This window comes from Enterobacter cloacae complex sp. EB5, from assembly GCF_031432835.1.
GTDB lineage: Bacteria > Pseudomonadota > Gammaproteobacteria > Enterobacterales > Enterobacteriaceae > Enterobacter > Enterobacter hormaechei_C.
Map to the genome: position 1 here is coordinate 1,585,217 of NZ_CP133860.1, position 16,021 is coordinate 1,601,237.

Genomic DNA, 16,021 nt, shown 5'->3' on the forward strand with positions numbered 1-16,021 from the left:
CAGCATGAGATTGAAGCCCTTAGTGACCGCGCTCTGTGCTGGCGCGCTGCTGGCCGCAACCCCGTTTGCGCAGGCAAAAGATCTGAAGTCCATCGGCGTGACGGTGGGCGACCTGGCTAACCCGTTCTTCGTGCAGATCACCAAAGGCGCCGAGCTGGAAGCACGCAAGCTGGCGGGGGATAACGTCAAGGTGACGCTGGTCTCCAGCGGGTACGATCTGGGCCAGCAGGTGTCGCAGATCGACAACTTCATTGCCGCGAAAGTGGACATGATCATCCTCAACGCTGCGGATTCTAAAGGGATCGGCCCGGCGGTAAAACGCGCCAAAGAAGCGGGGATCGTGGTCGTGGCGGTTGACGTGGCGGCGGAAGGGGCCGATGCGACCATCACCTCCGATAATACCCAGGCGGGGGAAATGGCCTGTAAGTACATAACCGACCGCCTGAAAGGTAAAGGCAACGTGGTGATCATCAACGGGCCGCCGGTTTCTGCGGTACAAAACCGCGTGGAGGGCTGCCAGACCGAGTTCAGGCGCCACCCGGATATCAAAGTGCTTTCGGATAATCAGAACGCCAAAGGCAGCCGCGAAGGCGGGCTGGAGGTCATGACCTCCCTGCTGGCGGCCAATCCGAAGATCGACGGCGTATTCGCAATTAACGATCCGACGGCGATCGGCGCCGATCTGGCAGCGAAACAGGCGCAACGCAATGAATTCTTTATCGTTGGCGTGGATGGCAGCCCGGACGGAGAAGAAGCCCTGAAGCGCGAAAACTCCCTGTTTGTGGCGACGCCAGCGCAGGATCCGCAGGTGATGGCGGCGAAGGCGGTGGAGATCGGCTATGACATTCTTCAGGGCAAACCTGCGCCGAAAGAGCCTGTGCTGATCCCGGTGACGATGATCGATAAAAAGAACGTCGGCACGTATAAGGGGTGGACGGTTAAGTAACCCCGGTGCGGCCTGATGCCCTCACCCTAACCCTCTCCCACGGGGAGAGGGAACTTACTCCCCCTCTCCCTTGAGGGAGAGGGCCGGGGTGAGGGGGTGGCATAAAACGCAAGGAGTCCCCATGAAACGCTCCGACATCAATGAAATCCTCGGCCACACGCGGCAGTTCTTCTCCATGCACGACGTGCATCTCCCGCCGTTTGCCAGCTTTCCGCCAACAAAATGGCAGCAGCTTGACCAGGCCGCCTGGCAGGAGGTGTTTGACCTCAGGCTCGGCTGGGACGTGACGGCGTTTGGCGGTAACAATTTTGCCGCACAGGGGCTGACGCTGTTCACCCTGCGCAACGGCTCCCCCAACGGCGTGCCTTATGAAAAGTGCTATGCCGAAAAAATCATGCACGTCCGCGACGGCCAGGTGACGCCGATGCATTTCCACTGGCGCAAGCGGGAGGACATCATCAACCGCGGCGGCGGGAATCTGATTATTGAGTTATGGAATGCGGGCGCGCATGAAGAGACCGAAAACACCGACGTGATCGTCACGATAGACGGTTGTCGGCAGACGCACGCGCCCGGTAGCCAGCTGCGCCTCACGCCAGGGGAGAGCATCTGCCTGACGCCCGGCCTGTACCACAGTTTCTGGGGCGAACGCGGCTTTGGCGACGTGCTGGTGGGCGAAGTGTCGTCGGTCAATGACGATGAACACGACAACCACTTTTTACAGCCCATTGACCGCTACAACACCATCGAAGAAGACGAACCGGCGGTGCTGGTGCTGTGCAACGAGTACACCCTGTTTCGGATATAAGGAGTGAATGATGCCATTGATTTCTCTTGCCGACGGTCTGGCACACGCCAGAGAACACCGCTACGCCCTGGGCGCGTTCAACGTTCTCGACTCCCATTTTCTGCGCGCGCTGTTTGCCGCCGCGAAGCAGGAACGTTCGCCGTTTATCATCAACATCGCGGAAGTGCATTTTAAGTACGTGTCTCTGGAGTCGCTTGTCGAAGCGGTGAAATTCGAAGCCGCCCATCACGATATTCCCGTGGTGCTTAACCTCGACCACGGCCTGCATTTTGAGGCCGTCGTGCGCGCCCTGCGCTTAGGGTTCAGCTCGGTGATGTTCGACGGCTCGACGCTGAGCTATGAGGAAAATATCCGCCAGACCCGGGAAGTGGTGAAGATGTGCCACGCGGTGGGCGTCTCGGTGGAGGCGGAGCTGGGCGCAGTCGGCGGAGATGAAGGCGGCGCGCTGTATGGGCATGCGGATGAAGCGTTCTTTACCGACCCACAGCTGGCGCGCGAGTTTGTTGATTCAACCGGCATCGATGCGCTGGCGGTCGCCATTGGCAACGCGCACGGCAAATACAAGGGCGAGCCGAAGCTTGATTTCCCGCGTCTGGACGCCATTCGCCAGCAGACGGGCCTGCCGCTGGTGTTACACGGCGGCTCTGGCATCAGCGATGCTGATTTCCGCCGCGCCATCGAGCTGGGCATTCATAAAATCAACTTCTATACCGGCATGTCGCAGGCCGCGCTCGCCGCCGTTGAGCAGCGCATGGCAAACCGCCAGCCGCTGTACGATGAATTTGCCGAACTGCTGCTGGGTATTGAAGAGGCCATTACCGATACGGTCGCGGAGCAGATGCGCATCTTCGGCAGCGCGGGGCAGGCATAATGGAACGCAAAGGGATTATCGCTGCAGGCAACATGCTGGTGGATCACGTTCACCAGATCGTGCAGTGGCCGGAGCGCGGCTGGCTGGCGGAAATCACCCACAGTGAACGCTCAACCGGCGGTGCGCCGCTCAACGTTCTGCTGACGCTGGCGAAAATGCACGTCGGCCTGCCGCTACAGGCGGTGGGGCTGATTGGGGAAGACAGCGACGGAGACTATATTCTGGCGATGCTCGACCAGTATCACGTCAATCGCCAGCGCGTGCAGCGTACAACGTTCGCCCCAACGTCGATGTCGCAGGTGATGACCGACCCCAGCGGACAGCGCACCTTTTTCCACTCGCCGGGGGCCAACCGCCTGCTGGATCTTCCCGCCTTCGATCGTTTAGACGGATCGCTGAAGATCTTCCATCTCGGCTATCTGCTGCTGCTCGACAGCCTGGACATGCCGGACGAGGAGTTTGGCACCCGCAGCGCGCGGTTACTGGCACAGATGCGCGATCAGGGGTATGAAACCTCGCTCGATCTGGTCTCCCGCAAGGGCGATCCGCGCTATCAGCCGCTGGTGCTCCCTGCCCTGCGCCATCTTGATTATCTGGTGATTAACGAACTGGAAGCCGGTGAGTTTAGCGGGCTTGAGATCCGCGACGGCCATGATGCGCTGAACATGGCCCATATCGCCGACGCTGCCGCACAGCTGCTGGCGGCAGGCGTGCGGCAGCGGGTGGTGATCCACTGTCCGGAAGGGGCATGGGGGGAAGCGCCGGGTGAAAAAGGGCAATGGGTTCCGTCGTGGAAGCTGACGCAGGACGAGATTATTGGCAGCGTCGGCGCGGGCGACGCGTTTTGCGCGGGCTTTTTATACGGCTGCCATGAATCGCTGTCGCTTACCGAGAGTATTTATCTGGCGCACGCCTGCGCGCGGGCCAGCCTGCTGGCGGCCAATGCGATTGACGGCGCGAAAACGCTGGCCGAGCTTCAGGCGTTTATTCAGGAAAACGGTCAGGCGGCTTTCTCATGATGGGAAACGTCCGTGGCAAAAACATAGCCCAGACCGCGAATGGTTTTGATCAGCAAAGGCTGGTGCGGATTGACCTCAATTTTTCGCCGTAGCCGCATGATCAACACGTCGATAGTGCGGTCAAAGACCTCGGCGCTTTCGCTGTGGGTCAGCTCCAGCAGCTGTTCACGGCTCAGTACCCGGCGGGCGTTTTGCGTTAATGCCAGCAGCAGGCCGTATTCGCCCTGGGTTAACGGCACGGTATTACGCTGCGGATCGCTCAGCTCGCAGCGGGTGGTGTCCAGCGTCCAGCCGTTAAAGGCAATACCTTCAACGCGCGGCGCGGCAGGCTCCGCGTCCAGCGCGCCGGTACGACGCAGCACCGCCTTAACGCGGGCGACCACCACGCGCGGATTGAACGGTTTTCCGATGTAATCATCGGCACCCATCTCCAGCCCGACGACCACATCTGATTCACTTCCCAGCCCCGTCAGCATCACCACCGGTAGCGCTGGTCGCTGCTTTTGCAGTTGCAGCAAAACCTGTAATCCGTTGATATCCGGCAGCATCATGTCCAGCAGAACCAGCGCAATGCCGGGGTCCTGCTGGACACGGTTCACCGCGTCCTGACCGGTGTGACACGTCAGCACGGTAAAGACGTGCTCGCTGAGCACATCCTGTAGCAGTTCGCAGACTGCGACATCATCATCAACCACCAGAATCGCCGGTTTCATCGCATGCTTCCGTCAGGGAATTATGTTAAGTCTGAACCATTCTGCCGCTGGCTCCAGCCGAATTGTTTTTTACGTGACGGAAATTCAATCCATGTCACATCCCCTGCCCTTTCGACACGTCAATTTTGACGATTGGCTGTTTTTCGTCAGGGTTTTGCCCCGCAAAGGGTCGTAAAGTCAGGAAATACCCATAGTAAAAACATGGCATAGAAGCTGCATATTGGGCAGGTAAGAACTGTTTAACTGGAGCAAAGTGATGAAAAAAGTCGTCACGGTTTGCCCTTATTGTGCCTCAGGTTGCAAGATCCACCTGGTGGTCGATAACGGCAAAATCGTCCGGGCGGAAGCGGCGCAGGGGAAAACCAATCAGGGCACGCTGTGCCTGAAAGGGTACTACGGCTGGGATTTTATTAACGATACCCAAATCCTCACCCCGCGCCTGAAAACCCCTATGATCCGTCGCGAGCGCGGCGGCAAGCTGGAAGCCGTCTCCTGGAATGAAGCGCTGGATTACGTCGCCACGCGCCTCAGCGCCATCAAGGCCAAGTATGGCCCGGATGCGATTCAGACTACCGGCTCCTCACGCGGAACCGGGAATGAAACCAACTATGTGATGCAAAAATTCGCGCGCGCCGTTATTGGTACCAATAACGTCGACTGCTGCGCTCGCGTCTGACACGGCCCATCGGTTGCAGGTCTGCACCAGTCGGTCGGTAACGGCGCAATGAGTAATGCCATCAATGAGATAGATAACACCGATCTGGTGTTCATCTTCGGCTATAACCCGGCGGATTCTCACCCTATCGTCGCGAATCACGTCATTCGCGCCAAACAGAACGGGGCGAAAATTATCGTCTGCGATCCGCGCAAAATCGAAACCGCGCGCATTGCGGATATGCACATCGCACTGAAAAACGGCTCGAACATCGCGCTGTTGAATGCAATGGGGCACGTCATTATTGAGGAGAACCTCTACGACCAGGCGTTTGTCGCGAGCCGTACGGAAGGGTTTGAAGAGTATCGCAAGATTGTCGAAGGCTATACGCCGGAGTCAGTAGAGGCGATAACCGGCGTCAGCGCACAGGAGATCCGCCAGGCGGCGCGGATGTACGCCGGGGCGAAAACCGCCGCCATTCTGTGGGGCATGGGCGTGACCCAGTTCTACCAGGGCGTGGAAACCGTGCGCTCGCTCACCAGCCTCGCCATGCTGACCGGCAATCTGGGTAAAGCGCATGTGGGCGTGAACCCGGTGCGTGGTCAGAATAACGTGCAGGGTGCGTGTGATATGGGCGCGCTGCCGGACACCTATCCGGGCTACCAGTACGTCAAATTCCCGGAAAACCGCGAGAAGTTTGCGAAGGCCTGGGGCGTGGAGAGTCTGCCGGCACACACCGGATACCGCATCAGCGAGCTGCCGCACCGCGCGGCGCACGGTGAAGTACGTGCAGCCTACATCATGGGTGAAGATCCGCTCCAGACCGACGCCGAACTGTCTGCGGTGCGCAAAGGCTTTGAGGATCTGGAGCTGGTGATTGTCCAGGATATCTTTATGACCAAAACCGCGGCGGCGGCGGATGTGATTCTGCCGTCAACCTCCTGGGGCGAGCATGAAGGTGTCTATACGGCGGCAGACCGCGGCTTCCAGCGCTTCTTCAAGGCCGTCGAGCCGAAGTGGGATCTGAAAACGGACTGGCAGATCATCAGCGAAATCGCCACCCGCATGGGCTACCCGATGCACTACAACAACACCCAGGAGATCTGGGACGAGTTGCGGCATCTGTGCCCGGACTTTTATGGGGCAACCTATGAAAAAATGGGTGAGCTGGGCTACATCCAGTGGCCGTGCCGGGATGAGTCAGAATCCGATCAGGGGACGTCATACCTCTTTAAAGAGAAGTTCGACACCCCGAACGGGCTGGCGCAGTTCTTCACCTGCGACTGGGTCGCGCCGATCGATAAGCTCACCGACGAGTATCCGATGGTGCTCTCCACCGTGCGTGAAGTGGGTCACTACTCCTGCCGCTCCATGACCGGTAACTGCGCCGCGCTGGCGGCGCTGGCGGATGAACCGGGCTACGCGCAGATCAACACCGCCGATGCCGAACGGCTCGGTATTGAAGATGAAGCGCTGGTGTGGGTGAACTCGCGTAAAGGCCGCATCATTACCCGCGCGCAGGTCAGCGACCGTCCGAACAAAGGGGCAGTCTATATGACCTACCAGTGGTGGATTGGCGCCTGTAACGAGCTGGTGACGGAGAACTTAAGCCCGATAACCAAAACGCCGGAGTATAAATACTGCGCCGTAAACGTGGAGCCAATAGCGGATCAACACGCTGCGGAACAGTATGTGATCGACGAATATAACAAGCTGAAAGCCCGCCTGCGCGAAAGTGCAATGGGATGAAGCCGTTAATTAATCGCTGACTAAATGGGGTGAGATATTCACCCCATTATTATTTATGGCATCGCTATTAATTACATCTATATATATTTCTGAAGGCGTCTCGCAGAAAAAATGTAATTTGCGCGAAAATTAATTACATCTTTGCATTTTAATTCAGCGAGATAAGATATGCGGCGGGTGCTTAAGACTTTCTGTCTTGAGCATTGTTGAGGGACAGAAAGTGGAAAGCCCCGGGAAATTTGCATTTACCCGAGGCTACCCCTCAACAACCAACAGGTTGAGAGTAGCCTCTTATTCTTTTTTTCACAAGGAGTAAAAGGCATGACGCCATTAAAAACTACGTTAGGCATCGTCTTTATTATTTGCCTGACGATAGTGATCTTTACCTTTATTACTCGCGATAAGCTCTGCGAGTTTTCAATAAAGAGTGAACATCAGGAGGTGGCGGCGAAATTAGCCTGTAACGCAGGCTAACCTCTTCGGGCGGAACGCGTGTTCCGCCCGGCTTGTGGGATGCTGAGGTCTTAACGCACCCGTTTTTTTCTTCTGTCACCGCGATTATACTGCGCGGCGTGTACCCAGATGATAAGAATCCATGAAAACCCTTTTTCTGATGTTGTTATTTTTAACCGCGTTTGCCCATGCCGATGAGATAGGCAGCCAGTATAAAAAGCAGGCTGAAGCGGGCGATGCGCGCGCGCAGTATTATCTTGCCGATACCTGGTTCAGTTCCGGCGACAGCGCGCAGGCGGCGCTGTGGGCGGAAAAAGCGGCAAAAGGCGGTGATGTCGACGCCATGGCGCTGCTGTCGCAAATCCACTTTTCGCAGGGTGACTATGCGCAGGCTAAAGCCCTGGCCCAGCAGGCAAACATTGCGGGCAGCAAACGCGGCGCGATCATGCTGGCGCGGGTGCTGGTGAACACGCAGGCGGGCAAAACCGACTACCCGCAGGCCATCGCACTGCTGCAATCGGCAACCGAAGACATCGATAGCGACTCGGCGGTAGACGCGCAACAGCTGCTGGGGCTGATCTATGCCAACGGCGTTGAAGTCCCTCAGGATGACGTGCAGGCCGCATCGTGGTTCAAGCGCAGTTCGGCTCTGTCCCGGACGGGCTATGCGGAGTACTGGGCAGGAATGCTGTTCAGGCAGGGTGAGAAAGGCTTTATCACACCGAATAAGCAGAAAGCGCTTTACTGGTTAAACCTGAGCTGTACCGAAGGGTTTGATACCGGGTGTGAAGAGTTTGATGCGTTGAGCGGGGAATAAGTTGTTGCCCGGTGGCGCTGCGCTTACCGGGCCTACGGCTTATGTAGGCCGGGTAAGGCGAAGCCGCCACCCGGCATTTTTACATCACTGGTCAGCCGTCTTATCAAAACGACCCAGCACCTCGCGTTCATACGCCAGCGCTTTTTTACGGTCGAACTTGTGTTCCCACTTGGAGATAACCAGCACCGCCAGGGCATTACCCACCACGTTCAGCGCGGTACGCGCCATGTCGAGGATTCGGTCCACACCGGCAATAAATGCAAGCCCTTCCAGCGGAATACCGACGCTGCCCAGCGTCGCCAGCAGCACCACGAAGGAGACGCCCGGCACGCCTGCGATGCCTTTGGACGTCACCATCAGCGTCAGAACCAGCACGATCTCCTGCCACAGCGACAGGTCAATGCCGTACAGCTGCGCAATAAAGATCGCCGCAATACTCTGATACAGCGTCGAACCATCCAGGTTAAAGGAGTAACCCGTTGGCACTACGAAGCTGGTAATGGACGCCGGCGCACCGTAGGCCTCCATCTTCTCAATGATACGCGGCAGTACGCTCTCGGAGCTTGCCGTGGAGTACGCCAGAATCAGCTCATCCTTCAGGATGCGGATCAGGATCCAGATGCTCAGGCCGCACAGCCGCGCCACAATGCCCAGCACCACCAGCGCGAAGAACAGGATCGCGAAGTGCACCAGAATCACCAGCTTCGCCAGCGGCCACAGGGAGGCAAAGCCGAAGTTCGCCACGGTCACTGCAATCAGCGCGAATACCCCGACCGGCGCATAGCGCATCACCATATGGGTGACTTTGAACATGGTTTCGGAGATAGATCGGAACACGGTGACCAGCGGTTCACGGTGCGTCGCGGGCAGGGAAGAAAGCCCCAGACCAAACAGCACCGAGAAGAAGATGATCGGCAGCATCTCGCCCTTCGCCATGGACGCGATAATGTTGGTCGGCACCAGCGACAGGATAGTCCCCATCAGCCCATGCGAATGGCTCTGCACATCGGCGGTTGTGCTTTGGTATTTCGAAATATCCACCGTCGCCAGCTGCGACATATCGATCCCGGCACCAGGCTGGAACACGTTCGCCAGGGTGATGCCAAGTACGATGGCAACCGTGGTGATCACTTCGAAATAGAGAATGGTTTTAACGCCGATACGGCCTAACTGTTTCGCATCACCGACACCCGCGATACCGACCACCAGCGTCGAGATCACAATCGGCACAACAATCATCTTGATCAGATGAATAAAGATATCGCCCGCAGGCGAGAGAAGGTTCGCAATCAGCCACTCGCGGCTGTCGCTATGATAATGGAGGTAACTGCCCAGCAAGATGCCCAGCACAAGGGCCAGCAGGATCTGCCAGGCCAGGCTGACTTTCAAATTTTTCATAGAAACTGACTTCCTCAATGAAATCTCCGTACCATCAAAACTGCATGAATATGGAGACATACTGAAAGGGTATGAATTGTGTTGCGTTGGTTTATGGGATTTTTTAACGCGCCGTATGAGTATCATTTGCACGGCATGCTGCGCAAGCCTTAAAGAACAAGGCATTTCACTGCAAAAAGCGTCATTGACGGTAATTTATAGCAATTCGCATAAATAACCGTTTGTTATACAAAATATTTTCACTTCAAAAAAGTGAATAATTCTTCAGATGAATTATTTCCCTTCAAAGTTTCATTCGCTCAATTTTCATACTCTTCAGACATTGCGTGATCTGTCGCCCAAATACTAAACAAAGCTTGTAAAGCCCCTACTATTAACGTTTTTGCGACATATTATTAACATCTTACAAGGAGAAAAAAAGCCATGAGCCAAATACACAAACACGACATTCCCGCAAACATTGCGGACCGTTGCCTGATAAGCCCGGAGCAGTACCAGGAGAAATACCAGCAGTCCGTTTCCAGCCCTGACGCGTTCTGGGGTGAACAGGGTCACATCCTCGACTGGATCAAACCTTATCAGAAGGTAAAGAACACCTCTTTCGCGCCGGGCAACGTCTCCATTAAATGGTATGAAGACGGCACGCTGAACCTGGCGGCGAACTGCCTGGACCGCCATCTTGCTGAACGCGGCAACGAAACGGCCATTATCTGGGAAGGCGACGATGCCTCTCAGAGCAAACACATCTCGTATAAAGAACTGCATCGCGACGTCTGCCGCTTCGCCAACGTGCTGCTGGCCCAGGGCATTAAAAAAGGCGATGTGGTGGCGATCTACATGCCAATGGTGCCGGAAGCCGCCGTGGCTATGCTGGCCTGCGCGCGCATCGGCGCGATCCACTCCGTGATCTTCGGCGGCTTCTCCCCTGAAGCGGTTGCCGGGCGCATTGTTGACTCGAACTCGAAGCTGGTGATCACCGCTGACGAGGGCGTGCGCGCCGGGCGCGGTATCCCGCTGAAGAAAAACGTTGATGAAGCGCTGAAAAACCCGAACGTAAAATCCATCAACAACGTCATTGTCCTCAAGCGCACGGGCGGCAAAATCGACTGGCACGAGGGGCGCGACCTGTGGTGGAGCGATCTGATTGAAAACGCGAGCGACCAGCATCAGCCGGAAGAGATGAACGCGGAAGATCCGCTGTTTATCCTGTATACCTCCGGCTCCACCGGTAAGCCGAAAGGCGTGCTGCATACCACCGGCGGCTATCTGGTTTATGCGGCCACCACCTTTAAATACGTCTTCGACTACCATCCCGGCGACATCTACTGGTGTACCGCCGACGTGGGCTGGGTCACCGGTCATAGCTACCTGCTGTACGGCCCGCTGGCCTGCGGCGCAACGACGCTGATGTTTGAAGGCGTACCGAACTGGCCGACCCCGGCGCGTATGTGCCAGGTGGTTGATAAGCATCAGGTCAACATTCTCTACACCGCGCCAACGGCGATCCGCGCGCTGATGGCGGAAGGCGATAAAGCCATCGAAGGGACCGACCGCTCTTCCCTGCGCATCCTCGGCTCCGTGGGCGAGCCGATCAACCCGGAAGCCTGGGAGTGGTACTGGAAGAAGATCGGCAACGAGAAGTGCCCGGTGATGGACACCTGGTGGCAGACCGAAACCGGTGGCTTCATGATCACCCCGATGCCGGGCGCCACACAGCTGAAAGCCGGTTCGGCCACCCGTCCGTTCTTCGGCGTGCAGCCTGCGCTGGTGGATAACGAAGGCAATCCGCAGGAAGGGGCCACCGAGGGCAACCTGGTGATCGTCGATTCCTGGCCTGGACAGGCGCGTACCCTGTTCGGCGACCACGAGCGCTTCGAGCAGACCTACTTCTCGACCTTCAAAAACATGTACTTCAGCGGCGACGGCGCGCGCCGGGATGAAGACGGTTATTACTGGATCACCGGACGCGTGGACGACGTGCTGAACGTTTCCGGCCATCGTCTGGGCACGGCGGAAATTGAATCTGCGCTGGTGTCGCATCCGAAAATTGCCGAAGCGGCGGTTGTCGGCATTCCTCACAACATCAAAGGCCAGGCGATCTACGCCTACGTCACCCTGAACCACGGCGAAGAGCCGTCGCCAGAGCTGTATACCGAGGTGCGCAACTGGGTGCGTAAAGAGATCGGCCCGCTTGCCACGCCGGACGTGCTGCACTGGACCGACTCGCTGCCGAAAACCCGTTCCGGCAAGATTATGCGCCGTATCCTGCGCAAAATCGCGGCGGGCGACACCAGTAACCTCGGTGATACCTCAACGCTGGCCGATCCTGGCGTGGTGGACAAACTGCTCGAAGAGAAGCAGGCCATCGCAATGCCTTCATAATCTTTTCTCCCTCTCCCTGTGGGAGAGGGCCGGGGTGAGGGCATCAGACCGCACCTTCCTCCCCTCACCCTAATCCTCTCCCCACAGGGGAGAGGGGATAAAACAAACCAACCTTACCTTTGGAGACTCTGTGATGAATAACGATATTTGTCAGCAGATAGAGAATAGTGCGCACTACAGGGAGCTCGTCGAAAAACGGCAACGGTTTGCCTTCATCCTTTCCATCATCATGCTGATTATCTACGTCGGCTTTATTCTGCTGATCGCCTTTGCGCCGCACTGGCTGGGCACCCCGCTGCATGAGGGTACCAGCGTCACGCGCGGTATTCCGATTGGGATTGGCGTGATCATCATTTCGTTTGTGCTGACGGGTGTGTACGTCTGGCGCGCCAACGGTGAATTCGATCGTCTTAACAGAGAAGTTCTGCGCGAGGTAAAAGCATCATGAAGCGAGTCCTGACGGCGCTAGCCGCCACACTTCCCTTTGCTGCCCATGCAGCAGATGCCATTACCGGCGAGGTTCAGCGCCAGCCAACCAACTGGCAGGCGATTATCATGTTCCTTATTTTCGTGGTGCTGACGCTATACATCACCTACTGGGCGTCGAAACGCGTACGCTCCCGTAACGATTACTACACCGCGGGCGGCAATATTACCGGCTTCCAGAACGGGCTGGCGATCGCGGGGGACTTTATGTCCGCCGCCTCGTTCCTTGGGATCTCCGCGCTGGTGTACACCTCAGGGTATGACGGCCTGATCTACTCCCTCGGCTTCCTGGTGGGCTGGCCAATCATTCTTTTCCTGATTGCCGAGCGCCTGCGTAACCTGGGGCGCTATACCTTTGCTGACGTCGCCTCCTATCGCCTGAAGCAGGGGCCGATTCGCTCCCTCTCCGCCTGCGGTTCGCTGGTGGTGGTGGCGCTCTATCTGATCGCCCAGATGGTCGGCGCGGGCAAACTGATCGAGCTGCTGTTCGGCCTGAACTACCACGTCGCGGTGGTGCTGGTAGGCGTGCTGATGGTGATGTACGTCCTGTTCGGCGGCATGCTGGCCACCACCTGGGTGCAGATCATCAAAGCGGTCCTGCTGCTGTTCGGCGCCAGCTTTATGGCCTTTATGGTGATGAAGCACGTCGGGTTCAGCTTCAATAATCTGTTCACCGAAGCGATGGCGGTCCACCCGAAAGGAGAAGCGATCATGAGCCCGGGCGGGCTGGTGAAAGATCCGATATCCGCGCTCTCGCTCGGTCTCGGCCTGATGTTCGGTACCGCTGGCCTGCCGCACATCCTGATGCGTTTCTTCACGGTGTCAGATGCGCGTGAAGCGCGTAAAAGCGTCTTCTACGCCACCGGCTTTATGGGTTACTTCTACATTCTGACCTTTATCATCGGCTTCGGCGCAATCATGCTGGTGGGGGCAAACCCGGCGTTCAAAGACGCGGCGGGCGCGCTTATCGGCGGTAACAACATGGCGGCGGTGCATCTGGCCGACGCGGTGGGCGGCAACCTGTTCCTCGGCTTTATCTCTGCCGTGGCCTTCGCCACTATCCTCGCGGTGGTTGCAGGGCTGACGCTGGCCGGTGCGTCTGCGGTATCGCATGACCTCTACGCCAACGTCTTCCGCAAAGGCGCGAGCGAGCGCGATGAGCTGAAGGTCTCCAAAATCACCGTGCTGGTGCTGGGCGTCGTCGCCATCCTGCTGGGGATTTTGTTCGAGAAACAGAACATCGCCTTTATGGTCGGGCTGGCCTTCTCGATTGCGGCAAGCTGTAACTTCCCGATCATCCTGCTCTCCATGTACTGGTCAAAACTGACCACCCGTGGAGCGATGATTGGCGGCTGGCTGGGCCTGCTGACGGCGGTGATTCTGATGATCCTCGGCCCGACCATCTGGGTGCAGATCCTCGGTCACGAAAGCGCGATCTTCCCGTATGAATACCCGGCGCTGTTCTCCATTGCCGTGGCGTTTATCGGGATCTGGATCTTCTCTGCCACCGATAATTCACCGGAGGGTAACCTGGAGCGTGAAAAATTCCGCGCCCAGTTTATCCGTTCACAAACTGGCCTGGGCGTTGAGCAAGGCCGCGCGCACTAAGCCTTTTCTCCCCGGTCGCTCTGGCCGGGGAGCTTAAAACATCACCCACGCCACCAGCGGTGCGATCAGCACCATCGTTACGCCCGAAAGCATCATCACCAGGCTCGCGACAACGCCCTCCTGCTGTCCCAGCTCGTACGAACGTGCCGTCCCCGCCCCGTGCGACGCCGCGCCAAACCCCGCCCCTTTCGCCATCCCTTCGCGAATGGAAAGCCGCAGAAACAGCACATCCCCCACTGCCATGCCGAATACGCCGGTGACGACCACAAACAGCGCCACCAGATCCGGCTGGCCGCCGAGCGGTTTGGCGGCTGCCAGCGCAAACGGCGTCGTGACCGATCGCACGGCCAGGCTGCGCTGAATTTCATCCGACAGGGTAAACAGCCGCGCCAGCCAGACCGAGCTGCACACCGCCACCACCGTCGCAGTGACGACGCCTGCGCTGAGCGACATCCAGTGGCGTCTGATAATGGCGAGGTTGTCATAAACGGGTACGGCGAAGGCAATGGTCGCCGGGCCGAGCAGCCACAGCAGCCAGTGGGATTCGCCAATGTAGTTCTGCCAGGAGATATGGCCGAAGACCAGCATCAGCACCAGCAGGATCGGCGTAAAGACCAGCGGCATCAGCGGCAGCGCGCGAAAGCGGCGATACAGGCGCTTGTTGGCAAAGTAGATGACGACTGTCGCAATCAGGCACAGCACGCTTATCTGAAAGTTAGTCATGCTTCTGCCTGCTGATTTCAAAGCGATACACTTTATCCACCACCCAGGCGGTGGCGCCCAGCACCATCAGCGTGCTCAGGGCGATAACCGCAAAGATGCGCCAGCCGTCGACCATCAGCAACTGGGCATAGTTCACCACCGCCACCACGGCCGGCACAAAGAACAACAGCATCTCCGCCAGCAGCCAGCGTGCGCCGGCCCGCACCCAGCTAAGGGGCAACGCGCGACAGAGGATCAGCGTCAGCATCAGCACCATCCCCACCAGGTTGGCGGGTAAAGGCAGATGCAGCCAGTCGACAAGATATTCCGCGAAAACAAACAGTCCCGCGTAGAGCAGTACCTGAACCGGTACCTGGAGTCGTTGCACAACGGCAGGCGTAACACGGCTTAACGCCACGGCCATGGGGGTTTTCCTCAGAAATGAGACGAGGCGCCAGTATAGTGAGCGTACGGTATCGACTGAAATGAATTAAAATCATCGAAGGTATAGTTTCGAGGAATAATCATGGACATAAGAACGCTGCGCTATTTTGTCGAGGTGGTTCGCCAGCAAAGTTTTACCCGCGCAGCGGAGAAGTTATTCGTAACCCAGCCAACCATCAGCAAGATGCTGAAAAACCTCGAAGATGAGCTGAACTGTACCCTGCTGATCCGCGACGGGCGCAAGCTGCTGCTGACCGATACCGGTCGCGTGGTGTTCGAGCGCGGGCTGGCAATTCTGGCGGAGTTCCGCCAGCTGGAGGCCGAGCTTGGGGACATCAACCACCTGACAAAAGGGCTGCTGCGGCTCGGCATTCCGCCGATGGTCGGCATGATGATGGCCGGGCCGATAAGCCTGTTTCGCCAGCGCTATCCCGGCGTTGAGCTTAAAATTTCTGAATTTGGCGGCCTGACCGTGCAGCAGGCGGTGATAAACGGTGAACTGGACGTGGCCATGACGGCCCTTCCCGTGGAGGAGGAAAGCGGCCTGGCGACGCTGCCTCTGTTCAGCCATCCACTGTGCGTGCTGGTGCCGCGCTCCGGCGACTGGCTGAAGATTGAGTCAGTAAAACCCGAGCTGCTCGGCGAACACCCGCTGCTGATTTACAACGAAGATTTTGCCTTAAGCCGCCAGCTGATGGCGCTGTTTAACCAGCACAACGTGAAGCCGCGCATTGCGGTGCGCAGCGGCCAGTGGGATTTTCTGGCGGCGATGGTACAGGCGGGCGTGGGGATTGCCATTCTGCCGCAGCCGATCTGCGAGCGGCTGGATAAAAATACGCTGCGCTGGATCCCGCTGGAGAGCGACCTGCACTGGCAGCTGGGGATGATCTGGCGTGAAGGGGTCTATCTGTCGCACAGCGCACAGGCGTGGTTGCAATGCTGTGAGGGGTTTTGGGCCCCCTCACCCTAA

15 protein-coding genes are annotated in these 16,021 nt (G+C 57.7%); 11 read left to right on the forward strand and 4 right to left on the reverse strand.

The window, feature by feature from the left end; genetic code table 11:
* The first annotated feature begins 4 nt into the window (after window positions 1-4).
* The 4 genes from RHN82_RS07615 to RHN82_RS07630 all read left to right on the forward strand — a co-directional run bounded on the left by RHN82_RS07615 (window position 5) and on the right by RHN82_RS07630 (window position 3,644).
* The gene (locus tag RHN82_RS07615; RefSeq protein ID WP_003860240.1) at window positions 5-946 is read left to right on the forward strand and encodes an ABC transporter substrate-binding protein; all 942 of its coding nucleotides are present in this window, start codon (window positions 5-7) and stop codon (window positions 944-946) included.
* Window positions 947-1,067: 121 nt separating this feature from the next.
* Window positions 1,068-1,754, forward strand: a complete 687-nt coding sequence (locus tag RHN82_RS07620; RefSeq protein WP_047052233.1) for a D-lyxose/D-mannose family sugar isomerase — start codon at window positions 1,068-1,070, stop codon at window positions 1,752-1,754.
* A 10-nt stretch (window positions 1,755-1,764) separates the two neighbouring features.
* Window positions 1,765-2,625, forward strand: coding sequence for a ketose 1,6-bisphosphate aldolase (locus RHN82_RS07625; protein WP_047052232.1), 861 nt, complete (start codon window positions 1,765-1,767; stop codon window positions 2,623-2,625).
* Entirely contained in the window at window positions 2,625-3,644 is a 1,020-nt protein-coding gene (locus tag RHN82_RS07630) for a carbohydrate kinase family protein (protein WP_047052230.1), read from the forward strand. Before RHN82_RS07625 ends, RHN82_RS07630 begins: the two co-directional genes overlap by 1 nt.
* Here the strand turns inward: RHN82_RS07630 and RHN82_RS07635 are convergent.
* Complete coding sequence (locus RHN82_RS07635; protein ID WP_032646891.1) at window positions 3,626-4,357, reverse strand: response regulator; 732 nt, start codon at window positions 4,355-4,357, stop codon at window positions 3,626-3,628. The genes RHN82_RS07630 and RHN82_RS07635 overlap by 19 nt on opposite strands.
* Before the next feature lie 256 nt (window positions 4,358-4,613).
* Here RHN82_RS07635 and fdhF point away from each other — a divergent pair, with 256 nt between their 5' ends.
* The 3 genes from fdhF to RHN82_RS07650 all read left to right on the forward strand — a co-directional run bounded on the left by fdhF (window position 4,614) and on the right by RHN82_RS07650 (window position 8,031).
* Window positions 4,614-6,761, forward strand: coding sequence for a formate dehydrogenase subunit alpha (gene fdhF / locus RHN82_RS07640; protein WP_080024796.1), 2,148 nt, complete (start codon window positions 4,614-4,616; stop codon window positions 6,759-6,761).
* A gap of 321 nt (window positions 6,762-7,082) precedes the next feature.
* Window positions 7,083-7,235 carry a Hok/Gef family protein gene (locus RHN82_RS07645; RefSeq protein ID WP_023295770.1) on the forward strand — a complete coding sequence of 51 codons (153 nt, stop codon included), beginning with the start codon at window positions 7,083-7,085 and terminating at the stop codon, window positions 7,233-7,235.
* A 121-nt stretch (window positions 7,236-7,356) separates the two neighbouring features.
* A complete protein-coding gene (locus tag RHN82_RS07650) occupies window positions 7,357-8,031 on the forward strand; it encodes a tetratricopeptide repeat protein (RefSeq protein WP_015570200.1) in 675 nt (224 codons plus the stop codon).
* 84 nt (window positions 8,032-8,115) lie between these two features.
* Here RHN82_RS07650 and gltP read toward each other — a convergent pair whose 3' ends face one another.
* Entirely contained in the window at window positions 8,116-9,429 is a 1,314-nt protein-coding gene (gltP, locus tag RHN82_RS07655) for a glutamate/aspartate:proton symporter GltP (protein WP_047052227.1), read from the reverse strand.
* A gap of 423 nt (window positions 9,430-9,852) precedes the next feature.
* Here gltP and acs point away from each other — a divergent pair, with 423 nt between their 5' ends.
* The 3 genes from acs to actP all read left to right on the forward strand — a co-directional run bounded on the left by acs (window position 9,853) and on the right by actP (window position 13,905).
* A complete protein-coding gene (gene acs / locus RHN82_RS07660) occupies window positions 9,853-11,811 on the forward strand; it encodes an acetate--CoA ligase (RefSeq protein WP_040117094.1) in 1,959 nt (652 codons plus the stop codon).
* Between the two features lie 133 nt (window positions 11,812-11,944).
* Window positions 11,945-12,259: a DUF485 domain-containing protein gene (locus RHN82_RS07665; protein ID WP_017382635.1), complete on the forward strand. Its 315-nt coding sequence runs from the start codon at window positions 11,945-11,947 to the stop codon at window positions 12,257-12,259.
* Window positions 12,256-13,905 (forward strand): cation/acetate symporter ActP, encoded by a 1,650-nt coding sequence (gene actP / locus RHN82_RS07670; protein WP_032672106.1) that lies wholly within the window; start codon window positions 12,256-12,258, stop codon window positions 13,903-13,905. Before RHN82_RS07665 ends, actP begins: the two co-directional genes overlap by 4 nt.
* 33 nt (window positions 13,906-13,938) lie before the next feature.
* Here the strand turns inward: actP and RHN82_RS07675 are convergent, their stop codons facing one another.
* Together RHN82_RS07675 and RHN82_RS07680 are read right to left on the reverse strand one after the other, a co-directional pair.
* The gene (locus RHN82_RS07675) at window positions 13,939-14,628 is read right to left on the reverse strand and encodes an LrgB family protein (RefSeq protein WP_015570195.1); all 690 of its coding nucleotides are present in this window, start codon (window positions 14,626-14,628) and stop codon (window positions 13,939-13,941) included.
* Entirely contained in the window at window positions 14,621-15,031 is a 411-nt protein-coding gene (locus RHN82_RS07680; RefSeq protein WP_014882160.1) for a CidA/LrgA family protein, read from the reverse strand. The genes RHN82_RS07675 and RHN82_RS07680 overlap by 8 nt, the downstream gene beginning before the upstream one ends.
* Before the next feature lie 102 nt (window positions 15,032-15,133).
* Here RHN82_RS07680 and RHN82_RS07685 point away from each other — a divergent pair, with 102 nt between their 5' ends.
* Window positions 15,134-16,021: a LysR family transcriptional regulator gene (locus tag RHN82_RS07685; RefSeq protein WP_045347971.1), complete on the forward strand. Its 888-nt coding sequence runs from the start codon at window positions 15,134-15,136 to the stop codon at window positions 16,019-16,021.

Coding starts and splice junctions, on each gene's coding strand:
- RHN82_RS07675 (WP_015570195.1), bottom strand. CDS start 14,628: ATGACTAACTTTCAGATAAGCGTGCTGTGCCTGATTGCGACAGTCGTC.
- acs (WP_040117094.1), top strand. CDS start 9,853: ATGAGCCAAATACACAAACACGACATTCCCGCAAACATTGCGGACCGT.
- RHN82_RS07615 (WP_003860240.1), top strand. CDS start 5: ATGAGATTGAAGCCCTTAGTGACCGCGCTCTGTGCTGGCGCGCTGCTG.
- RHN82_RS07685 (WP_045347971.1), top strand. CDS start 15,134: ATGGACATAAGAACGCTGCGCTATTTTGTCGAGGTGGTTCGCCAGCAA.
- RHN82_RS07645 (WP_023295770.1), top strand. CDS start 7,083: ATGACGCCATTAAAAACTACGTTAGGCATCGTCTTTATTATTTGCCTG.
- RHN82_RS07635 (WP_032646891.1), bottom strand. CDS start 4,357: ATGAAACCGGCGATTCTGGTGGTTGATGATGATGTCGCAGTCTGCGAA.
- actP (WP_032672106.1), top strand. CDS start 12,256: ATGAAGCGAGTCCTGACGGCGCTAGCCGCCACACTTCCCTTTGCTGCC.
- RHN82_RS07680 (WP_014882160.1), bottom strand. CDS start 15,031: ATGGCCGTGGCGTTAAGCCGTGTTACGCCTGCCGTTGTGCAACGACTC.
- RHN82_RS07650 (WP_015570200.1), top strand. CDS start 7,357: ATGAAAACCCTTTTTCTGATGTTGTTATTTTTAACCGCGTTTGCCCAT.
- RHN82_RS07630 (WP_047052230.1), top strand. CDS start 2,625: ATGGAACGCAAAGGGATTATCGCTGCAGGCAACATGCTGGTGGATCAC.
- RHN82_RS07665 (WP_017382635.1), top strand. CDS start 11,945: ATGAATAACGATATTTGTCAGCAGATAGAGAATAGTGCGCACTACAGG.
- RHN82_RS07620 (WP_047052233.1), top strand. CDS start 1,068: ATGAAACGCTCCGACATCAATGAAATCCTCGGCCACACGCGGCAGTTC.
- RHN82_RS07625 (WP_047052232.1), top strand. CDS start 1,765: ATGCCATTGATTTCTCTTGCCGACGGTCTGGCACACGCCAGAGAACAC.
- gltP (WP_047052227.1), bottom strand. CDS start 9,429: ATGAAAAATTTGAAAGTCAGCCTGGCCTGGCAGATCCTGCTGGCCCTT.